The following is a 16,667-nucleotide window of genomic DNA, read 5'->3' on the forward strand; positions in this document are numbered from 1 at the left end:
TGGTTCGAAGAGCACGGCGGTGAGAGTTCCTGGCTCCCGGGGGTCGCTCCCCGGTCACAGTGGCGGGACCGCGCCGGATTCGCACCGGGCTTCCTCTCCTGCCGCCGTATTGGCTCGGGCAGTCCACCACGCCCCGCGAACACCCGTCAACCTGGCGTTGACCTGCGGCGGGGGAGTGTGCGAAGGCCCACACGCGGGAGGGGTGCGCCGGCGCGCGAAGAGGCGGGGCGCGGGACGGTGGTGATCCGTCCCGCGCCCCGCCTCACGGGGGTGCGGCGGGTCAGGCGACGATCAGGTGGATCCCGTACGCCACCGCCGCCGCGCAGGCCGCGAAGCACGCGTACGCGCCGGTGACGGCGAGGACCGCGGAGCCGCCCTGTGCGGCGGCCCGCTCCTGGCGGGAGAGACCGGTGATGCCGAGGGTGAACAGGCCCACCAGGGCCACGGTGGCCACGAGGCTGACCCCGAAGACGGAGCCGAGAGCTGCCCAGTCGATGCTCATGGAGGTTCGCTTCCTTCGTACCCGGGGGCGGGCTCAGACGGTGGTGGTGGCCGACGGGGCCTTGGAGTCGGGCGCGGAGGCCGGGACGGCGGCGGCCAGTTCCTCGGCCGCGCCCGTCGGCGGCGGCGACACGGCGGCCATCGCCGTGGTCACCACACCGGAGGGCTCGGCGTCGTCGACGACGTTGGTGTGGTCGACGACCTCGCGCCGGGAAATCTTCCAGATGGCGGCGCTGGAGGCGACCAGGAAGACCGCGACGAGGCCGGTGCCCCAGTCGCCCAGGCCGCAGACCCATTCGGCGATCGCGGCGACCAGGGCCGCGGCCGGCAGGGTCAGGCCCCAGGCGACGAACATGCGGGTGGCCGTGGACCAGCGCACCACGCCGCCCTTGCGGCCGAGGCCCGCGCCCATCACCGCGCCGGAGACCGAGTGGGTGGTGGAGAGGGAGAAGCCGAGGTGGGAGGAGGCCAGGATGACCGTGGCGGCGCTGGTCTGGGCGGCGAAGCCCTGCTGCGGCTGGAGGTCCGTCAGACCCTTGCCCATGGTGCGGATGATGCGCCAGCCGCCGAGGTAGGTGCCGAGCGCGATGGCGATGCCCGCGGACAGGATGACCCACATGGGCGGGTCGGAGTCGGGGGTGAGGGCGCCGCCCGCGACCAGGGCGAGGGTGATGATGCCCATCGTCTTCTGGGCGTCGTTGGTGCCGTGGGCCAGGGAGACCAGGCCGGCGGAGGCGATCTGCCCGGCGCGGTAGCCCTTCTTGGCGGCCTCGCCGTCGGCCTTGCGGCCCAGCCGGTACGTCAGCCGCGAGCCGAGCATCGCCGCGATGCCCGCGACGAGCGGGGCGGCGATCGCCGGGAGGAGCACCTTGGTGACGAGCACGTCGCCGTGGACCGCGCCGACGCCCGCCGAGGCGATGGCGGCACCGATCAGACCGCCCATGAGGGCGTGCGAGGAGCTGGACGGAAGCCCGACCAGCCAGGTCAGCAGGTTCCAGAGGATCGCGCCGACCAGGGCGGCGAAAATGACCTCGGGACGGATGCCGGTCTCGTCGACGAGACCCTTGGAGATCGTGTTGGCGACCTCCACCGAGAGGAAGGCGCCGACAAGGTTGAGGACGGCGGACATCGCCACCGCCACCTTGGGCTTGAGCGCACCGGTCGAAATGGTCGTTGCCATCGCGTTCGCGGTGTCGTGGAAACCGTTCGTGAAATCAAACGCGAGTGCGGTTACCACCACAATCGCGAGGATCAGCGAGAAGCTTTCCATTTACCCAGGCAATCGTTCGAGGTCATTGGCTGGACGAACGTAGGTAACCAGAGTGAACGGGAGATGAACTGGGATCGGCTTCGTGGTGACCGGAACGGGGGACGTCACCTTCCGCTCCGTGCCCGCGCCGATGCTCTGCGGAGACGTGCCTGGCAGGATCGCCCGGGATCGGCCGTCGGTGGGACGACAGGGGCGCGCGAGGCCCGGGGAGGAGCTGGTGACTGTGACGCGATCGAGGGGCGGACGGGCGGACGCGGAGGTGGCCGAGGCCTGGGAGGAACTCGTCGCGACGGCCCGCCGGACGGTGGCGGACGGGCTGGTGGTCGGCACCTCCGGCAACGTCTCGGTACGCGTCGGCGACACGGTGCTGGTCACTCCGTCGGGTGTGCCGTACGACCGTCTGGCCCCCGCCGACGCGACCGGCGTCGACCTCGACGGCCGGCAGGTGCTCGGCACGCTGGTCCCCACCAGCGAACTGCCCCTGCACCTCGCCGTGTACCGGGCCACCGACGCCCGGGCCGTCGTCCACACCCACGCCGTGCACGCGACGGCGGTCTCGGTGCTCGTCCCCGAACTCCCGCCGGTCCACTACATGACCGCCGCGCTCGGCGGCCCGGTCCGGGTCGCCCCCTACGCGGCCTACGGCACCGGTGAACTGGCCCGCAGCATGCTCGGCGCCCTCACCGGCCGCACCGGCTGCCTCCTCCAGAACCACGGCACCCTCACCTACGGCGCCTGCCTGGACCAGGCCTACGACCGCACGGCCCAGCTGGAGTGGATGTGCCGCCTCTGGCTGACGGCCTCCGCGGTGCCGGGACGGTCGCCGTCCCTGCTGACCGAGGAGCAGCTCGCCGAGGTGACGGAGCGGCTCCAGAGCTACGGCCAGCGGTCCTGACGCCCCGGCCCGGGGGACGGAGCGGCCCCGTCCGTATCCCGGCGGACCACGACGCGTCCGCCGGGCCGGGCCGGCGGCCCCGGGCGGTGGCCGGGCACCACCCGGCGTCCGCCGGGCGTCAGGCCGCCCGGGTCTGCCGTGCTCGGGCGTCACGCGGCGTCCGTGCACCGTGCCCGGACGTCGGGCGGTGTCCGTGGACCGTGCCTGGGCGTTACGTGGCGTCCGCCGGGCGTCAGGCCGCCCGGGTCTGCCGTGCTCGGGCGTCACGCGGCGTCCGTGCACCGTGCCCGGACGTCGGGCGGTGTCCGTGGACCGTGCCTGGGCGTTACGTGGCGTCCGCCGGGCGTCAGGCCGCCCGGGTCTGCCGTGCTCGGGCGTCACGCGGCGTCCGTGCACCGTGCCCGGACGTCGGGCGGTGTCCGTGGACCGTGCCTGGGCGTTACGTGGCGTCCGCCGGGCGTCAGGCCGCCCGGGTCTGCCGTGCTCGGGCGTCACGCGGCGTCCGTGCACCGTGCCCGGGCGCCAGCCGGCGTCCGCGGACCGTGCCCGGTGCCCGGTTGACCCGAACGGCACCGCGCGTCCGCCGTCCGGTGGCTTACTCCGGAGTCCCTCGGGAAACTGGAGTACGTGCGCATCCTCCCCGCGACGGCCGCCGCCGTCACCGCAGCCCTGGCCGCAGGGGCGGCGAGCGTCGCCGCCGGACGGCTCGCCAGCGACGCCGCGCTCAAGGCGCCGCCCGGCCGGCCCCTGCCCACCGAACCCCGGCTCACCGTGCACGGCACCGCCGCCGGCCAGATCACCCTCACCAGGGATCTGGCCGCGCTGCGTCCCGGCCGGTACGGCCTCGCCGGCGACGGCTCCCACGCGGTGGTCGGACCCGTCCTCGGCACGGTCGAGCACGGTGCCGACACCGTCGTCCGCCGCCTCGAACGCGTCACGCACGGCACCTTCGCGGCCGGCGACCGGGCCTGGTTCACCCCGAACCTGCACGTCGGCGACCCGGCCTCCGCCCTCGGCCTCGACCACGACGACGTCGAGATCCCCGGCGAACTGGGCCCCCTGCCGGCCTGGTTCCTGCCCGGTTCCCGCTCGACCTGGGTCATCGCCGTGCACGGCCTGGCCGCCACCCGCGAACACGCCATGAACCTCATGGCCCCCCTCAGCCGCCGGCACGTCCCGGTGCTCGCCCTCGCCTACCGCGGCGACGTCGGCGCCCCGTCCTCGCCGGACGGCCTGCACCACTTCGGCGAGACCGAGTGGCGCGACGTGGACGCGGCCGTCCGCTACGCCCTCGACCACGGCGCCCGCCAGGTGGTCCTGCTCGGCTGGTCCACCGGCGCCACCATGGCCCTGCGCGTCGCGGCGCTCTCCGGCGTACGCGAGTACGTCGCGGGCCTCGTCCTGGACTCCCCGGTCCTCAGCTGGGAGACCACGCTGCGCGCCCTGGCCGCCGCCCGCCGCACACCGGGCGCGCTCCTGCCGCTCGCCGTCCGCGCCGCCCAGGGCCGCGCCGGACTGCACGCCGACCACGACACCGGCACCGCCGGCCTGTACCGACCCGCGGTCCCGACCCTGATCTTCCACGGCCCCGACGACGCGGTGGCCCCCTGGCGGCTCTCCCGCCGCCTCGCCGGCACCCACCGCCGCCTGGTCACCCTCCACACGGTCGAGGACGCCCCGCACGGCGCCATGTGGAACGCCGACCCCGACGCCTACGAGGAGATACTGCGCCGCTTCATGACCCCCCTGGTATGACCCCGGCGGAACCCCTGCCCCACCGCCTGCCGCTCCGGTTCCGTTTAGCGTCGTACCACTGGCCTGTTCCCGTCCCCGACGACGCTCAGGGCCCGCGCGTCGGGCGTCCCCGGAGCCGCGCACGGTGTTCCGTTTGGGTTTTCGGACCGTCAACCGGAAGACTGCACCCGTGACGTCCCGTATCCCGCGCGACTCCAGGCTCCGACTCGTCCGCCCGCGACCCCTGGCCGCCGCCCCACCAGCGATGAACCAGCGGCCCCCGCGCCGCGCCGCACCGCGACCCCCGGAGGGCACACCGGCCCGGTCGGAGCTGGCCAGAATGGCGCGCTCCGGCCTGGCCGACGCCGCCCGAGTCGCCCGCTGGGCCGACAACGCGCTCGGCCCCGGCCGGGGCGACGCGACCGCCGACGGCAAGGCCACCCTCTCCGACGCGACCGCCGACGAGGCGGCCCGGGACCTGGGTCTGACCGTGGCCCAGGTCCGCGCCGACTGGGACACCGCCCGGCTCGCCGGGCTGGTCGAGGTGCACGGCGGCAGCGCCCGCCCCGGCTGGCGGCTGCGCGCCTGGAACCGCGACGACAGCGCCGTGCTGCGTGGCTGGGTCGCCCTCTTCGACGCCTGGTCGCTGGCCCACCCCGAGCCCGCCGGGCAGGAGCCCGCCGCCGTGGCCGAGGTCGTCTCGGCGATGCCCCAGGTGCTCTCCTTCCTCCAGCTGTCCGCGGGGCCCGTGCCGGTGGCGCAGCTCCTGGACCTGCTGGAGCAGCGCGTCACCGAACTGCGCACCGAGCGCTGCGAGGTGCCCTACGGCCCCCGCCTGGAGCCGGGATCCCCGCAGTCCGCCCCGGCCGCACCGGCCCCGGACGCGGGCACCGGCACCCCGCTCGGCCCCCTGCTCGACTGGGCCCTGCACGCCCTGGCCGCCGTCGGCGCCCTCACCTGCGGCGACGGTCAGGCCACGCTCACGCCGCTCGGCAGCTGGGCGGTCTGGGTCAAGCTGGAGCAGATCTGCGTCGCCGCGCAGAGCCCCGCCGGCAACATCGAGCAGTCCGCCGAGAACATGCTCCGCGGCTGCGCCCAGCTCCGCCCCAACGCCGCCCGCGCCGAGTACCGCGCCTGGCTCGCCGCCCGCCCCGTGGGCAGCGCCGTCGCCGAGCTGCTCGGCGCCGCCCGCGGCGACGACGCCCTGCTGCGCGGCCTCGCCTTCGAGGCGCTGCGCGTCGTCGGCGCCCCCGCCGAGCCCGACGTCCGTGCCGTCGTCGAGGAGCCGACGCTGCGGCCGTACGCCCTGCTGTGGCTGGCCGAGCACGAGGGTGCCGATCCCGAGGACGCCCACGAGGTCCTCACCCGCCACGAGGCGACCTGGCTGTGGGTGGACACCGCCGCCGCCGTCGCCGACCACGGGGAGGCCCCGCTGCTCGTCAGGCACCTCGAGGCGGCGGTGCAGCCCACCGTCCCGGCCCTGCTCGACGAGGTCCGGGCCGTCGGCCACCCCCGCACCGTGCAGGTCCTGGTCGCCCTGGCCGCCGCGCACCCCGATCCCGCGCTGGCCAAGGCGGTGCGCCGAGCGGCCTTCCAGGTGCACACCGGGGGCAGCTGACCGTCGCGGCAGCGGCAGCGGCAGCGGGGCCGGGCCGGGCGCGCACCCGCTCCTCGCCGCCGGTGCCGCCGGGGCCGCCGGGCCCTACCGAGGCAGCTCCGGCGCGTACGTCCCGAAGCTCCAGACGTTGCCCTCCAGGTCCCGGGCCATGTAGTCCCGCGACCCGTACTCCTGGTCCGTGGGGGGCATCAGGATGTCCGCGCCGTGCTCCACGGCCCGCCGGTGATGGGCGTCGACGTCCTCCACCACGACGTAGATCCCCGTCGGGCCGGCGTTCTTCATCGCCTCGTCGAAACGGCTGCCGGTGCCCTTCGAGCCGAGCATGACCGCGCCGTTGCCCTGCGCCAGCTCGGCGTGCACCACCGAGCCGTCCTCGCCCTCGTACACGGCCAGTTCGATGAACCCGAAGGCCCGGGTGAGCTGCCGGACCGCCGCCCCGGCGTCCGCGTACAGCAGCGTCGGGTAGACGCTCGGGCGGTCGCCGTCCATGCCTGCCATGCCGATCACTCCCTTGTGAGCCGGTGCCGGGGGCCGGACGCCGTGACGATCCGTACCACTCGGAAGCTGCCGGTGTCCGTCCCTGCCGCCCAGTTTCGCACCGCCCACCGACACCGGCCCCGACGCCGGCCCCGGACCCGCGCCACCGCCCCGGAACCCCCGCCCCCGAACACGGGAGCCCCGAACAGGGGACCGCGGACTCCGGCGTCCCGGGAAAAGTGGTTGCACGGCCCCGTTAGACTGGCCCCATGGCCATTCTCCTCGCGCATTAGACGGCGGGAACGTCCTCCAGCCGCCCACCCCGCCTCCCACCCGCCCAGGAGCCTGACCGTGATCTCCGCCTCCGGCATCGAGCTGCGCGCCGGTGCCCGCGTCCTCATCGAAAGCGCCACCTTCCGCGTCGCCAAGGGCGACCGCATCGGCCTGGTCGGCCGCAACGGCGCGGGCAAGACCACCCTCACCAAGTGCCTCGCCGGCGAGGGCCAGCCCGCAGCGGGCGCCATCACCCGCTCCGGCGAGGTCGGCTACCTCCCACAGGACCCGCGCACCGGCGACCTCGACGTGCTGGCCCGCGACCGCATCCTGTCCGCGCGCGGCCTGGACACCCTGATCCGCAAGATGCGCGACAACGAGCAGCGCATCGCCAACGGCCAGGGCGCCACCCGTGAGAAGGCGCTCAAGCAGTACGAGCGCCAGGAGACGGAGTTCCTCACCAAGGGCGGGTACGCCGCCGAGGCCGAGGCCGCCACCATCGCCGCCGCGCTCAACCTGCCGGACCGGGTGCTCGGCCAGCCCCTGCACACGCTCTCCGGCGGTCAGCGCCGCCGTATCGAGCTGGCCAGGATCCTCTTCTCGGACGCGGACACCCTGCTGCTCGACGAGCCGACCAACCACCTCGACGCCGACTCGATCATCTGGCTGCGCGACTACCTGAAGACCTACCGCGGCGGCTTCATCGTGATCTCCCACGACGTGGACCTGGTCGAGACGGTCGTCAACAAGGTGTTCTACCTGGACGCCAACCGCTCCCAGATCGACGTCTACAACATGGGCTGGAAGCTCTACCAGCAGCAGCGCGAGGCCGACGAGAAGCGCCGCAAGCGCGAGCGCCAGAACGCGGAGAAGAAGGCGTCCGCGCTGCACTCGCAGGCCGACAAGATGCGCGCCAAGGCCACCAAGACCGTCGCCGCGCAGAACATGGCCCGCCGGGCCGACAAGCTGCTGGCCGGCCTGGAGGCCGAGCGCAAGTCCGACAAGGTCGCCAAGCTCCGCTTCCCCGAGCCCGCGCCCTGCGGCAAGACCCCGCTGACCGCCGAGGGCCTGTCCAAGTCGTACGGCTCCCTGGAGATCTTCACCGACGTCGACCTGGCCATCGACAAGGGCTCCCGGGTCGTCATCCTCGGCCTCAACGGCGCCGGCAAGACCACCCTGCTGCGCCTCCTCGGCGGCGTCGAGAAGCCCGACACCGGCCAGGTCGTCGAGGGCCACGGGCTCAAGCTCGGCTACTACGCGCAGGAGCACGAGACCCTGGACCCCGAGCGCACCGTCCTCGAGAACATGCGCTCGGCCAACCCCGACCTCGACCTCGTCGAGGTCCGCAAGACCCTGGGCTCCTTCCTGTTCTCCGGCGACGACGTCGACAAGCCGGCCGGTGTCCTGTCCGGCGGCGAGAAGACCCGCCTCGCGCTGGCCACCCTCGTGGTGTCCTCGGCGAACGTGCTGCTGCTCGACGAGCCGACCAACAACCTCGACCCGGCCAGCCGCGAGGAGATCCTCGGCGCGCTGCGCACCTACAAGGGCGCCGTCGTCCTGGTCACCCACGACGAGGGCGCCGTCGAGGCGCTCCAACCGGAACGGATCATCCTGCTTCCGGACGGCGTCGAGGACCTGTGGGGCGCCGACTACGCGGACCTCGTCGCCCTGGCTTGATCGAATGGATGATCCACCGGGTATGGATCATTCGGCCGATCCGTGATCCACCATCTGTGTGAGATCTCCTCATCACGAGGTGTGTCCTACACCGATTTCGCGGCCGGACCCCCATCGCCGGGGGTTCGGCCGCGACGCGTTTCTGACCTGGTACTTCGCAGGGAAACTCGTTCGTCCGTACGGACGTGATCCTGCGGAATCAGAGATTCCATATGTGGGGGCCCGCTCCTGTCGTCACATCCCTGTCTCATCGACCTTGCCGAATGGGTGGCCATGAAGCCCGCGAGGGGTGATCATGAGGAGACCAGAGCGCACTTCCCATGAGGAGGCACGGGTGGCCGAGACTCTGAAGAAGGGCAGCCGGGTGACCGGCGCCGCGCGCGACAAGCTCGCGGCAGACCTGAAGAAGAAGTACGACGCCGGTGCGAGCATCCGAGCGTTGGCCGAGGAAACCGGCCGCTCGTATGGCTTTGTGCACCGCATGCTCAGTGAGTCGGGTGTCACGCTGCGAGGGCGTGGCGGGGCCACCCGGGGCAAAAAGGCCACACCGGCCTGATTCCCCGGGCGGCGTCTCAGCTCCGAAAGTGAAGGTGGCCACCCGGCCGGTCAGCAGACCGTCCGGGTGGTTACTGTGCAGTCACTCAGCTCTGCCGTCGTACGGCGATCCGGCCGGCGCACGGTGGGGACGACGACCGCATCTCTCGGAGGCGCCCCATGGCTTCGCCCGCCCACGACCCCGGTCCCGTGCTCGACCAGGACGGCGTGCGGCTCACCGTCGACGACGCGATCGCCACGGTGACGCTGACCAACCCGGCCAAGCGCAACGCGCAGAGTCCCGCTCTGTGGCGGGCGCTCACCGAGGCCGGCCGGCGGCTGCCGGGCTCCGTCCGCGTCGTGGTGCTGCGGGCCGAGGGGAAGTCCTTCTCGGCCGGGCTCGACCGGCAGGCGTTCACGCCCGAGGGCTTCGACGGCGAACCGTCGTTCATCGACCTCGCACGGGGCGGCGACGCCGAACTGGACGCGACCATCACGGAGTACCAGGAGGCGTTCACCTGGTGGCGGCGCAGCGACATCCTGTCGGTCGCCGCCGTGCAGGGGCACGCGATCGGGGCGGGCTTCCAGCTGGCCCTCGCCTGTGACCTGCGGGTCGTCGCGGACGACGTGCAGTTCGCCATGCGCGAGACCAGCCTCGGCCTGGTCCCGGACCTGACGGGCACGCACCCCCTGGTGTCCCTGGTCGGTTATGCCCGGGCGCTGGAGATCTGCGCGACCGGCCGCTTCGTCACGGCCGAGGAGGCGGTCACCACCGGGCTGGCCAACCTCGCCGTACCCGCGGACCAGCTCGACGGCGCCGTGCACGACCTGGTGTCGGCGGTCCTGGCCGCGCCGCGCGACGCGGTCGTCGAGACCAAGGCACTGCTCCAGGGCGCCCGGGACCGGGACTACGAGAGCCAGCGCGCCGCCGAACGCGCCGCCCAGGCCCGCCGCCTGCGCGACCTGGCCGGTATCGGGGAGTGACCCCGGCACGCACCGGCTCAGTCGACCGCCGTCACCAGGACCGCCACTGACGGACGGTCGGACAGGGCGTCCGACACCGCCGCACGGACCCGCAGGGCCACCTCCACGGCCCGGTGGTCCCCGCCCACCGCCAGCTCCACCCGGACATGGCGGCGCGGCAGCGCCTCCCCCCGCGCCGGCTCCGTGATGTCGACCGGACGGCCCAGCGTGGCCGTCAGCCGCGACACGCCCACAACCGCCAGGGCGGCGGCGGCCGCACGGCCCTCGTCGCCGGCCTCCCGGTCCGCGGCAGGGCGGGGCCGCGGTTCAGCCCCGGGCCCGGGCGCGGGCTCCGGGGCCGTGTCCGCGTCCAGCAGGGCCGTCGCCCGCAGGTCCACGTCCGTCACCGTGAGGCCGAGACGCTGCGTCGCCGCCGCCAGCGCGGTGCGCAGGCGGTCGGCGGTCCGGGGCAGGGGTTCAGCCGCCGCGGAGCCGACGGTCGCCGCGAAGTCGGCCGTCACCCGCAGCGGGCCGGGCGGCAGCGCGCTCGGCGGTGGCGGCACGACCGGTTCACGGGCCTCCCCGGGATCCGCGGGCGCGACGCGCAGGCCGCCCGGGTGCACCCCGGTCACGCCCCGGGCCGCGGCCAGCAGCGCTTCGCGCACCGCCCGTTCGGCGATCCACGCGCCGTCCCGCGGCCCGCCCAGCGGCAGCAGCCTGCCGAGCCCCAACTGCTCCCGTACCGTCCGCGTCCACCGGTCCGCCGTCGTCATTCCTCCAGCCTGCCGCATCCGCGGCGCGCTGCGGCGCAACCACGCATACCGTGGTCGTAGGACTACGACCGAAAGGGACGTACGGCGATGAGTGACATGGACAGCCAGCGCACCGGACAGGGGACGACGGAGCCCGCCGGGACGGACAAGGCCCAGACGACGCGGCGCGGCGGCGGAGCCCCCGGGACCCGGGGGCGGACCACCATCGCCGACGGCGTCGTGGAGAAGATCACCGGAATGGCGGCACGCGACGTCGCCGGCGTGCACGCGATGGGCAGCGGGATGTCCCGCACCTTCGGCGCCGTGCGCGACCGGGTGCCCGGCGGGACGAAGTCGGGCGTGACGCGCGGTGTCAAGGCCGAGGTCGGTGAGACGCAGACCGCCCTCGATCTGGAGATCGTCGTCGAGTACGGCGTGTCGATCTCGGACGTCGCCCGGGATGTGCGAGAGAACGTGGTGGCGGCGGTGGAGCGGATGACCGGCCTGGAAGTCGTCGAGGTCAACATCGCGGTGAGCGACGTGAAGCTGCCCGACGAGGAGGACGAGGAGCCGGAGCCCCGGATCAAGTGACACACACGGACGCGGACCGAAGGGAGCGCACCATGAACATGGCCGTGGTCGGCATGATCGCCGGCATGGCGCTGGGTTTCGCCGGGTATTTCGGTGGCTTCGGTGCCTTTCTGCTGGTGGCGGCCCTGGGGGCCGTCGGGTTCGTCGCCGGCCGCCTTCTGGAGGGGGACATGGAACTCGGTCACTTCTTCCGCACCCGCGACGACCGGCGGCGGTGACCGGCGTGAGCGACGGGGCCGGTGAGCTCCTCGAACCCCTGGCCGTCGTGGAGCCGGGCGAGCGCGGCGGTACCCGGATCGCCGACCGGGTCGTCGCCAAGGTCGCCGCGCAGGCGGCGCGCGAGGCGGTCGGCCCGCTGCACCCGGACGCGGAGCGCCCGCACGCCACCGTCGTCGTCCACCACGACACCGCCCACGTCCGGGTCCATCTCGAACTCGACTACCCCTGCGACATCGGCGCCCGTTGCGGACGGGTGCGGCACCAGGTCGTCCAGCGGGTCCGCGCGCTGGTGGGAATGGCGGTGCCGGAGGTCGCCGTCCAGGTGGAGCGGCTGCACCTGGTGGCGGAGCACGGCGCGAGACAGGGAAGGACGCGATGAGCGAGCCCCAGGGCACCGAAGGCAGCACCCGGCGCATGCCCGTCATGGAGCCCGCCACGGAGCAGGAGACCGCCCCCGGCGGGCCCCCGCCCGCGCCCGACGGCGGACGCGGAACGGAGGGCCGCTTCTGGTCCGCCCGCCGCGTCCCCGCGGGCATCGTCGCGCTGCTGCTCCTGCTCGTCGCGGCCGCCTTCCTCTACGACGTCGTCGCCGTGCGCGCCGGCCGGGCCGCCCTCGGGTGGCGCCGCGACCTGGCCCGGCAGCTCGCCGACCGCCCCCTCGACGACACCTGGGTGCTGGTCGGCGCGGGAGTCGCCGCGGCCCTGGGACTGTGGCTGCTCCTGCTGGCCCTCACGCCGGGTCTGCGCAAGGTGCTGCCGATGCGGCGCGCTCACCGGGACGTGCGCGCGGGGCTCCACCGGGACGCCGCCGCCACGGTGCTGCGCGACCGGGCCATGGAGGTCGCCGGGGTGCAGTCGGCGCGGGTGCGGATGCGCCGCCGCACGGCACGCGTGCGTGCCGTGTCGCACTTCAGGGAACTGGACGACGTGCGCGCCGAACTGGACGGTGTGCTCGACGACGCGGTGGGCGGGCTGGGGCTGGCCCGACGGCCCGCCCTGTCCGTCCGTGTCGCGCGGCCCGGACGGAAGGGGTGAGGGCGGTGCTCAGGACCGTCGACCGTGTCCTGCTCGGCCTGGTGGGCCTCGCCCTGGTCGCCCTGGGCGGCTCGGTGCTGGCGGTCGGGCTCGGCGCCGCCGCACCCGGCTGGTGGCTCCACGACGGGCCGCACGACGTGCTGCTCGGCGACGCCGAGCGGACCCGCTGGCGGGACTCCGGCTGGTGGTGGCCGGTCGTCATCGCCGTGCTCGCCGCCCTGCTGCTGCTCGCCCTGTGGTGGCTCGTGGCCGTGCTGCGCCGCCGCCGGCTCACCGAGGTCCTCGTCGACACCGGGGACGGTGAAGGCGCCGTGCTGCGGGGCCGGGCCCTGGAGGACGCCCTCGCCGGGGAGGCGGGACGGGTGGACGGGGTCGAACGGGCCAAGGTCCGGCTCACCGGCCGTCGCGACGCCCCGGCGGCCCGCGTCCGGCTGCTGCTGGCCCCCCACGCGGACCCCGGCACCGCACTGGACGACCTCACCACCCACGCCCTGGACCACGCCCGTACCTCGGCGAACCTCGCGGCCCTCCCGGCGGAGGTCCACCTCCAGGGCGTCAGACACCGGGCCGAGCGGGTCAGCTGACGCGCTCGGGGCGCCGCCGAGCGGGCGCCGTCTGCCCGGCCGGCGCGTGGCCCCGGTGATCTAGAAGCCGTGCCGTACCCCGCCGTCCACCGGCAGCATCACGCCCGACACGTAGGACGCGGCGGGGGAGAGGAGGAACGCCGCCGCGCGGCCGAACTCCTCGGGGGCGCCGTAGCGGCGCAGCGGGATGCGGGACTCGGACGCCGTCCTCGTCGCCTCCGGGTCGGCCGACATGCCGTCCAGCTCCCGTATCCGGTCGGTGTCGATCCGGCCCGGCAGCAGGCCGACGACCCGGATGCCGCGCGGGCCCAGTTCGTCGGCGAGGGACTTGGCGAAGCCGGCCAGTCCCGGCCGCAGGCCGTTGGAGATGGTCAGGCCGGGAATCGGTTCGTGCACCGAGCCCGAGAGCACGAAGCCGATGACGCCGCCCGCCTCCAGCTCCGCCGCCGCCGTGCGGGCCAGCCTGACCGCGCCGAGGAACACCGACTCGAACGCCGTCTGCCACTGGTCGTCCGTGTTGTCGGCGACGAACCCGGGCGGCGGGCCGCCCACGCTGATCAGCACACCGTCGAAGCGGCCGAAGCGCTCCCGGGCGGTCGCGATCAGCCGGCCGGCGGCCTCGGGGTCGGCATTGTCGGCGGCCACCCCGACGGCACCCGGGCCCAGCGCGTCCGCGGCCTCCGCGACGCTCCGCTCGTCCCGCCCCGTCACGACCGCCTTCGCCCCGTCGGCGACCAGTTCCCGCGCGCAGGCGTTGCCCAGGCCCCGGGTCGCTCCCGTGACGACGTACACCCGGTCCTTCAGTCCAAGATCCATGGTCCTATCCTGCCCTCTCGCCCCCGAACAGGGCGAGGGCCGTGTTCACCAGGCCGACGTGGCTGAACGCCTGCGGGAAGTTGCCGAGCTGGCGACGGGAGACCGGGTCGTACTCCTCGGCCAGCAGCCCGACGTCGTTGACCAGTCCCACCAGCCGCTCGAACAGCTCCCGGGCCTCCTTCGTCCGGCCGGTCGCGTGCAGGGCGTCCGCGTACCAGAAGGAGCACACCAGGAAGGTCGCCTCGCCGCCCGGCAGCCCGTCGACCGGGACACCCTCGGTGCTGTAGCGGCGCACCAGGCCGTCCCGGGTCAGCTCCGCGCCGATCGCGTCGACCGTGCCGACGACCCGCGGGTCGTCCGGCGGCAGGAAGCCCACGCGCGGGATCAGCAGCAGCGAGGCGTCCAGCTCCGCGGAGCCGTAGGACTGGGTGAAGGTGTTGCGCGCGGGGTCGTAGCCCTTCTCGCACACCTCCCGGTGCACCTCGTCGCGCAGTGCGCGCCAGCGGTCCGGGTCGCCTCCGCCCAGCTCGGGATGGTCCTCCAGGGTGCGCACCGCCCGGTCCAGCGCCACCCAGGCCATCACCTTCGAGTGCACGAACTGCCGGCGCCCGCCGCGCACCTCCCACAGCCCTTCGTCGGGCTCCCGCCACGCCGTGGCCAGGAAGTCCATCAGGGCGCACTGCAGCTCCCACATCTGCGGCTGCGGGTGCATCCCCGCCAGCCGGGCCAGCGACAGGGAGTCCATGACCTCGCCGTACACGTCCAGCTGGAGCTGGTTCACGGCGTCGTTGCCGATGCGTACGGGGGTGGACCCGGCGAATCCGGACAGCCACGGCAGCTCGAACTCGGGCAGCCGCCGCTCGCCCGCCACGCCGTACATGATCTGGAGATCGGACGGATTGCCCGCGACCGCGCGCAGCAGCCAGTCGCGCCAGGCCTCCGCCTCCTCCAGGTACCCGGCCGCCAGCAGGGCGCCCAGCGTGAGGGTGGAGTCGCGCAGCCAGCAGAACCGGTAGTCCCAGTTGCGCACGCCGCCCAGCTCCTCGGGCAGCGAGGTGGTGGGCGCGGCCACGATCCCGCCGGTGGGCTTGTAGGTGAGCGCCTTCAGGGTGATCAGGGAGCGCATGACGGCGTCCCGGTACGGACCGTCGTAGCGGCAGTGCGCGGACCAGGCACGCCAGTCCTCGACGCTGTGCTCCAGGGCGATGAACGGGTCCACCAGCGCCGGGCGGGGCTCGTGCGAGGGGTGCCAGGTGAGGACGAAGGCGACCCGTTCACCCGCGGCGACGGTGAACTCGGCGTGCGTTCCGAAGTCCTGCCCCCAGCTGCGCACCTCCGGCTCACTGCGCAGCCACGCCGAGTCCGGTCCGGCGACGGCCACCCGGTGCCCGTCGGACCTGCGCACCCACGGGACGACCGAGCCGTAGTCGAAGCGCAGCCGCAGCACGCTGTGCACGGTGACCTCGCCGCTCAGCCCCTCCACGACGCGCACCAGGTCGGGGGCGCGGTCGCGCTGGGGCATGAAGTCGGTGACCCGCACCGAGCCGCCCTCGGTCTCCCACTCGGTGTCCAGGACGAGGGTGTCCGGCCGGTACGCACGCCGCGTGCAGCGCTCGGCGCCCTTGGGGGCGATGCGCCAGTGGCCGTTCTCCTCGTCGCCGAGGAGTCTGGAGAAGCACGCGGCGGAGTCGAAGCGGGGCAGGCACAGCCAGTCCACGGAACCGTCCGTACCGACCAGGGCCGCGGTCTGCTGGTCGCCGATGAGCGCATAGTCTTCGATGGTGGAGTGCACGGGATTCCGTCTTCCCGACCACGGCCGGAGCAATCGGATCCGCTGCCGTCCTCCCACCCGGCGGCGTCCTGGGGATCAGACCGCCGCGGGCTCCGCCGCCTCCGCGGTGTCCTGCTCGTCCTGCGACGCCCGGTCCCTCGCCTCGCGGCGGACCAGCACGAACCAGCCGACCGGGACCCCCGCGGCGAACAGCCACCACTGGACGGCGTACGCCATGTGATTGCCGATGCCGTCGTGGTCGGGCTCCGCGATGAGTTCGGGGGTGTCGCCGACGGGCCCGGGGTCGGTCAGCTCGACGTATCCGCCGAGGACCTGCTTGCCGAGGCGCTCGGCCTGCTGCTCGCTGTCGATCAGCATGACCTGGCGGTCGGGGAGACCCTCGACGTTCTTGATGCCGCTGTCCTCGGTCGTCTGGTCGGGCATCAGCCGGCCGGTGACGGTGGTCTCGCCCGCCGGGGGCGCCGGGACCTCGGGGAAGGCGGTCTGGCTGGCGCCGTTGGACGGGACCCAGCCCCGGTTGACGAGCAGGACCTTGCCGTCGTCCAGGACGAAGGGGGTCAGGACGTGGTAGCCGACCCGGTCGTCCGCGTTGGTGCGCCGGCGCACGACGACCTCGCCGGCCCGGTCGAAGCGGCCCGTGGCGGTCACCCGGCGGTAGAGGTCCGCGTCGTCGACCTTCGCTCCCGGCGAGGTCAGGGACTCGGCCGGCACGGGCTCCGCCGCCAGGGAGTCCCCGATCACCTCGTTCAGGGCGACCCTGTGCTCGTGGCGGTGCAGCTGCCAGAAGCCCAGCTCGATCATCGTCGGGATGAGCGCGAGCGCCACGAGGGTGAGGATCACCCACTGGCGGGACAACAGGAAGCGGTACACCCCACGACGGTACAACTCGGTCGTGGGGCGCGGTGCGGCGGGTACGGCCTCGCGCGGCCGCCGGTG

General features: G+C 74.1%; 18 protein-coding genes and 1 riboswitch. Of the genes, 11 read left to right on the forward strand and 7 right to left on the reverse strand.

Annotated elements, in window-relative coordinates; translation table 11 throughout:
- Nucleotides 1-2 precede the first annotated feature (2 nt).
- Nucleotides 3-142: riboswitch (cobalamin riboswitch) on the reverse strand.
- Between the two features lie 138 nt (nt 143-280).
- Nucleotides 281-502: a hypothetical protein gene (locus ACVV2G_RS03495; protein ID WP_453841072.1), complete on the reverse strand. Its 222-nt coding sequence runs from the start codon at nt 500-502 to the stop codon at nt 281-283.
- Between the two features lie 33 nt (nt 503-535).
- Nucleotides 536-1,771, reverse strand: coding sequence for an inorganic phosphate transporter (locus ACVV2G_RS03500; RefSeq protein WP_453841073.1), 1,236 nt, complete (start codon nt 1,769-1,771; stop codon nt 536-538).
- A 223-nt stretch (nt 1,772-1,994) separates the two neighbouring features.
- Between ACVV2G_RS03500 and ACVV2G_RS03505 the strand changes: the two genes are divergently transcribed.
- From ACVV2G_RS03505 to ACVV2G_RS03515, 3 genes are all read left to right on the forward strand, one after another.
- A complete protein-coding gene (locus ACVV2G_RS03505) occupies nt 1,995-2,666 on the forward strand; it encodes a class II aldolase/adducin family protein (RefSeq protein ID WP_453841074.1) in 672 nt (223 codons plus the stop codon).
- Nucleotides 2,667-3,293: 627 nt separating this feature from the next.
- Nucleotides 3,294-4,421, forward strand: coding sequence for an alpha/beta hydrolase family protein (locus ACVV2G_RS03510; protein ID WP_453841075.1), 1,128 nt, complete (start codon nt 3,294-3,296; stop codon nt 4,419-4,421).
- 169 nt (nt 4,422-4,590) lie between these two features.
- Nucleotides 4,591-6,018 (forward strand): hypothetical protein, encoded by a 1,428-nt coding sequence (locus ACVV2G_RS03515; RefSeq protein ID WP_453841076.1) that lies wholly within the window; start codon nt 4,591-4,593, stop codon nt 6,016-6,018.
- Between the two features lie 84 nt (nt 6,019-6,102).
- Here the strand turns inward: ACVV2G_RS03515 and ACVV2G_RS03520 are convergent, their stop codons facing one another.
- Nucleotides 6,103-6,507, reverse strand: a complete 405-nt coding sequence (locus tag ACVV2G_RS03520; RefSeq protein ID WP_453841127.1) for a VOC family protein — start codon at nt 6,505-6,507, stop codon at nt 6,103-6,105.
- A 339-nt stretch (nt 6,508-6,846) separates the two neighbouring features.
- Here ACVV2G_RS03520 and ACVV2G_RS03525 point away from each other — a divergent pair, with 339 nt between their 5' ends.
- From ACVV2G_RS03525 to ACVV2G_RS03535, 3 genes are all read left to right on the forward strand, one after another.
- Complete coding sequence (locus ACVV2G_RS03525; RefSeq protein WP_453841077.1) at nt 6,847-8,445, forward strand: ABC-F family ATP-binding cassette domain-containing protein; 1,599 nt, start codon at nt 6,847-6,849, stop codon at nt 8,443-8,445.
- Between the two features lie 334 nt (nt 8,446-8,779).
- On the forward strand, nt 8,780-9,001 hold the full coding sequence (locus tag ACVV2G_RS03530; protein ID WP_189421730.1) for a helix-turn-helix domain-containing protein: 222 nt from the start codon (nt 8,780-8,782) through the stop codon (nt 8,999-9,001).
- 158 nt (nt 9,002-9,159) lie between these two features.
- Nucleotides 9,160-9,963: an enoyl-CoA hydratase/isomerase family protein gene (locus ACVV2G_RS03535; RefSeq protein WP_453841078.1), complete on the forward strand. Its 804-nt coding sequence runs from the start codon at nt 9,160-9,162 to the stop codon at nt 9,961-9,963.
- A 17-nt stretch (nt 9,964-9,980) separates the two neighbouring features.
- On the opposite strand, the gene ACVV2G_RS03540 is transcribed toward ACVV2G_RS03535, so the two are convergent.
- Nucleotides 9,981-10,715, reverse strand: a complete 735-nt coding sequence (locus ACVV2G_RS03540; RefSeq protein WP_453841079.1) for a nucleopolyhedrovirus P10 family protein — start codon at nt 10,713-10,715, stop codon at nt 9,981-9,983.
- A gap of 87 nt (nt 10,716-10,802) precedes the next feature.
- Here ACVV2G_RS03540 and ACVV2G_RS03545 point away from each other — a divergent pair, with 87 nt between their 5' ends.
- From ACVV2G_RS03545 to amaP, 5 genes are read left to right on the forward strand one after another with little or no spacing between them, the layout of a single operon-like run.
- Nucleotides 10,803-11,285, forward strand: coding sequence for an Asp23/Gls24 family envelope stress response protein (locus tag ACVV2G_RS03545; protein WP_453841080.1), 483 nt, complete (start codon nt 10,803-10,805; stop codon nt 11,283-11,285).
- A 32-nt stretch (nt 11,286-11,317) separates the two neighbouring features.
- A complete protein-coding gene (locus ACVV2G_RS03550; RefSeq protein WP_453841081.1) occupies nt 11,318-11,503 on the forward strand; it encodes a hypothetical protein in 186 nt (61 codons plus the stop codon).
- Nucleotides 11,500-11,883 (forward strand): hypothetical protein, encoded by a 384-nt coding sequence (locus tag ACVV2G_RS03555; protein WP_453841082.1) that lies wholly within the window; start codon nt 11,500-11,502, stop codon nt 11,881-11,883. The genes ACVV2G_RS03550 and ACVV2G_RS03555 overlap by 4 nt, the downstream gene beginning before the upstream one ends.
- Nucleotides 11,880-12,539, forward strand: coding sequence for a DUF6286 domain-containing protein (locus tag ACVV2G_RS03560; RefSeq protein WP_453841083.1), 660 nt, complete (start codon nt 11,880-11,882; stop codon nt 12,537-12,539). The genes ACVV2G_RS03555 and ACVV2G_RS03560 overlap by 4 nt, the downstream gene beginning before the upstream one ends.
- Nucleotides 12,536-13,123, forward strand: a complete 588-nt coding sequence (gene amaP, locus ACVV2G_RS03565; protein WP_453841084.1) for an alkaline shock response membrane anchor protein AmaP — start codon at nt 12,536-12,538, stop codon at nt 13,121-13,123. Before ACVV2G_RS03560 ends, amaP begins: the two co-directional genes overlap by 4 nt.
- A gap of 60 nt (nt 13,124-13,183) precedes the next feature.
- On the opposite strand, the gene ACVV2G_RS03570 is transcribed toward amaP, so the two are convergent.
- The 3 genes from ACVV2G_RS03570 to ACVV2G_RS03580 all read right to left on the reverse strand — a co-directional run bounded on the left by ACVV2G_RS03570 (nt 13,184) and on the right by ACVV2G_RS03580 (nt 16,601).
- Nucleotides 13,184-13,939 (reverse strand): SDR family oxidoreductase, encoded by a 756-nt coding sequence (locus tag ACVV2G_RS03570; RefSeq protein ID WP_453841085.1) that lies wholly within the window; start codon nt 13,937-13,939, stop codon nt 13,184-13,186.
- A gap of 4 nt (nt 13,940-13,943) precedes the next feature.
- Nucleotides 13,944-15,731, reverse strand: a complete 1,788-nt coding sequence (locus ACVV2G_RS03575; RefSeq protein ID WP_453841086.1) for a glycoside hydrolase family 15 protein — start codon at nt 15,729-15,731, stop codon at nt 13,944-13,946.
- A gap of 75 nt (nt 15,732-15,806) precedes the next feature.
- Nucleotides 15,807-16,601 carry an SURF1 family cytochrome oxidase biogenesis protein gene (locus tag ACVV2G_RS03580; RefSeq protein WP_453841087.1) on the reverse strand — a complete coding sequence of 265 codons (795 nt, stop codon included), beginning with the start codon at nt 16,599-16,601 and terminating at the stop codon, nt 15,807-15,809.
- Nucleotides 16,602-16,667: the final 66 nt, after the last annotated feature.

The organism is Streptomyces sp. JK94, from assembly GCF_053613315.1.

What these genes read in the sequence shown, in the direction of transcription:
- ACVV2G_RS03560 (WP_453841083.1), top strand. Translation starts at nt 11,880, where the DNA reads ATGAGCGAGCCCCAGGGCACCGAAGGCAGCACCCGGCGCATGCCCGTC.
- ACVV2G_RS03570 (WP_453841085.1), bottom strand. Translation starts at nt 13,939, where the DNA reads ATGGATCTTGGACTGAAGGACCGGGTGTACGTCGTCACGGGAGCGACC.
- ACVV2G_RS03540 (WP_453841079.1), bottom strand. Translation starts at nt 10,715, where the DNA reads ATGACGACGGCGGACCGGTGGACGCGGACGGTACGGGAGCAGTTGGGG.
- ACVV2G_RS03545 (WP_453841080.1), top strand. Translation starts at nt 10,803, where the DNA reads ATGAGTGACATGGACAGCCAGCGCACCGGACAGGGGACGACGGAGCCC.
- ACVV2G_RS03550 (WP_453841081.1), top strand. Translation starts at nt 11,318, where the DNA reads ATGAACATGGCCGTGGTCGGCATGATCGCCGGCATGGCGCTGGGTTTC.
- ACVV2G_RS03535 (WP_453841078.1), top strand. Translation starts at nt 9,160, where the DNA reads ATGGCTTCGCCCGCCCACGACCCCGGTCCCGTGCTCGACCAGGACGGC.
- ACVV2G_RS03520 (WP_453841127.1), bottom strand. Translation starts at nt 6,507, where the DNA reads ATGGACGGCGACCGCCCGAGCGTCTACCCGACGCTGCTGTACGCGGAC.
- ACVV2G_RS03495 (WP_453841072.1), bottom strand. Translation starts at nt 502, where the DNA reads ATGAGCATCGACTGGGCAGCTCTCGGCTCCGTCTTCGGGGTCAGCCTC.
- ACVV2G_RS03500 (WP_453841073.1), bottom strand. Translation starts at nt 1,771, where the DNA reads ATGGAAAGCTTCTCGCTGATCCTCGCGATTGTGGTGGTAACCGCACTC.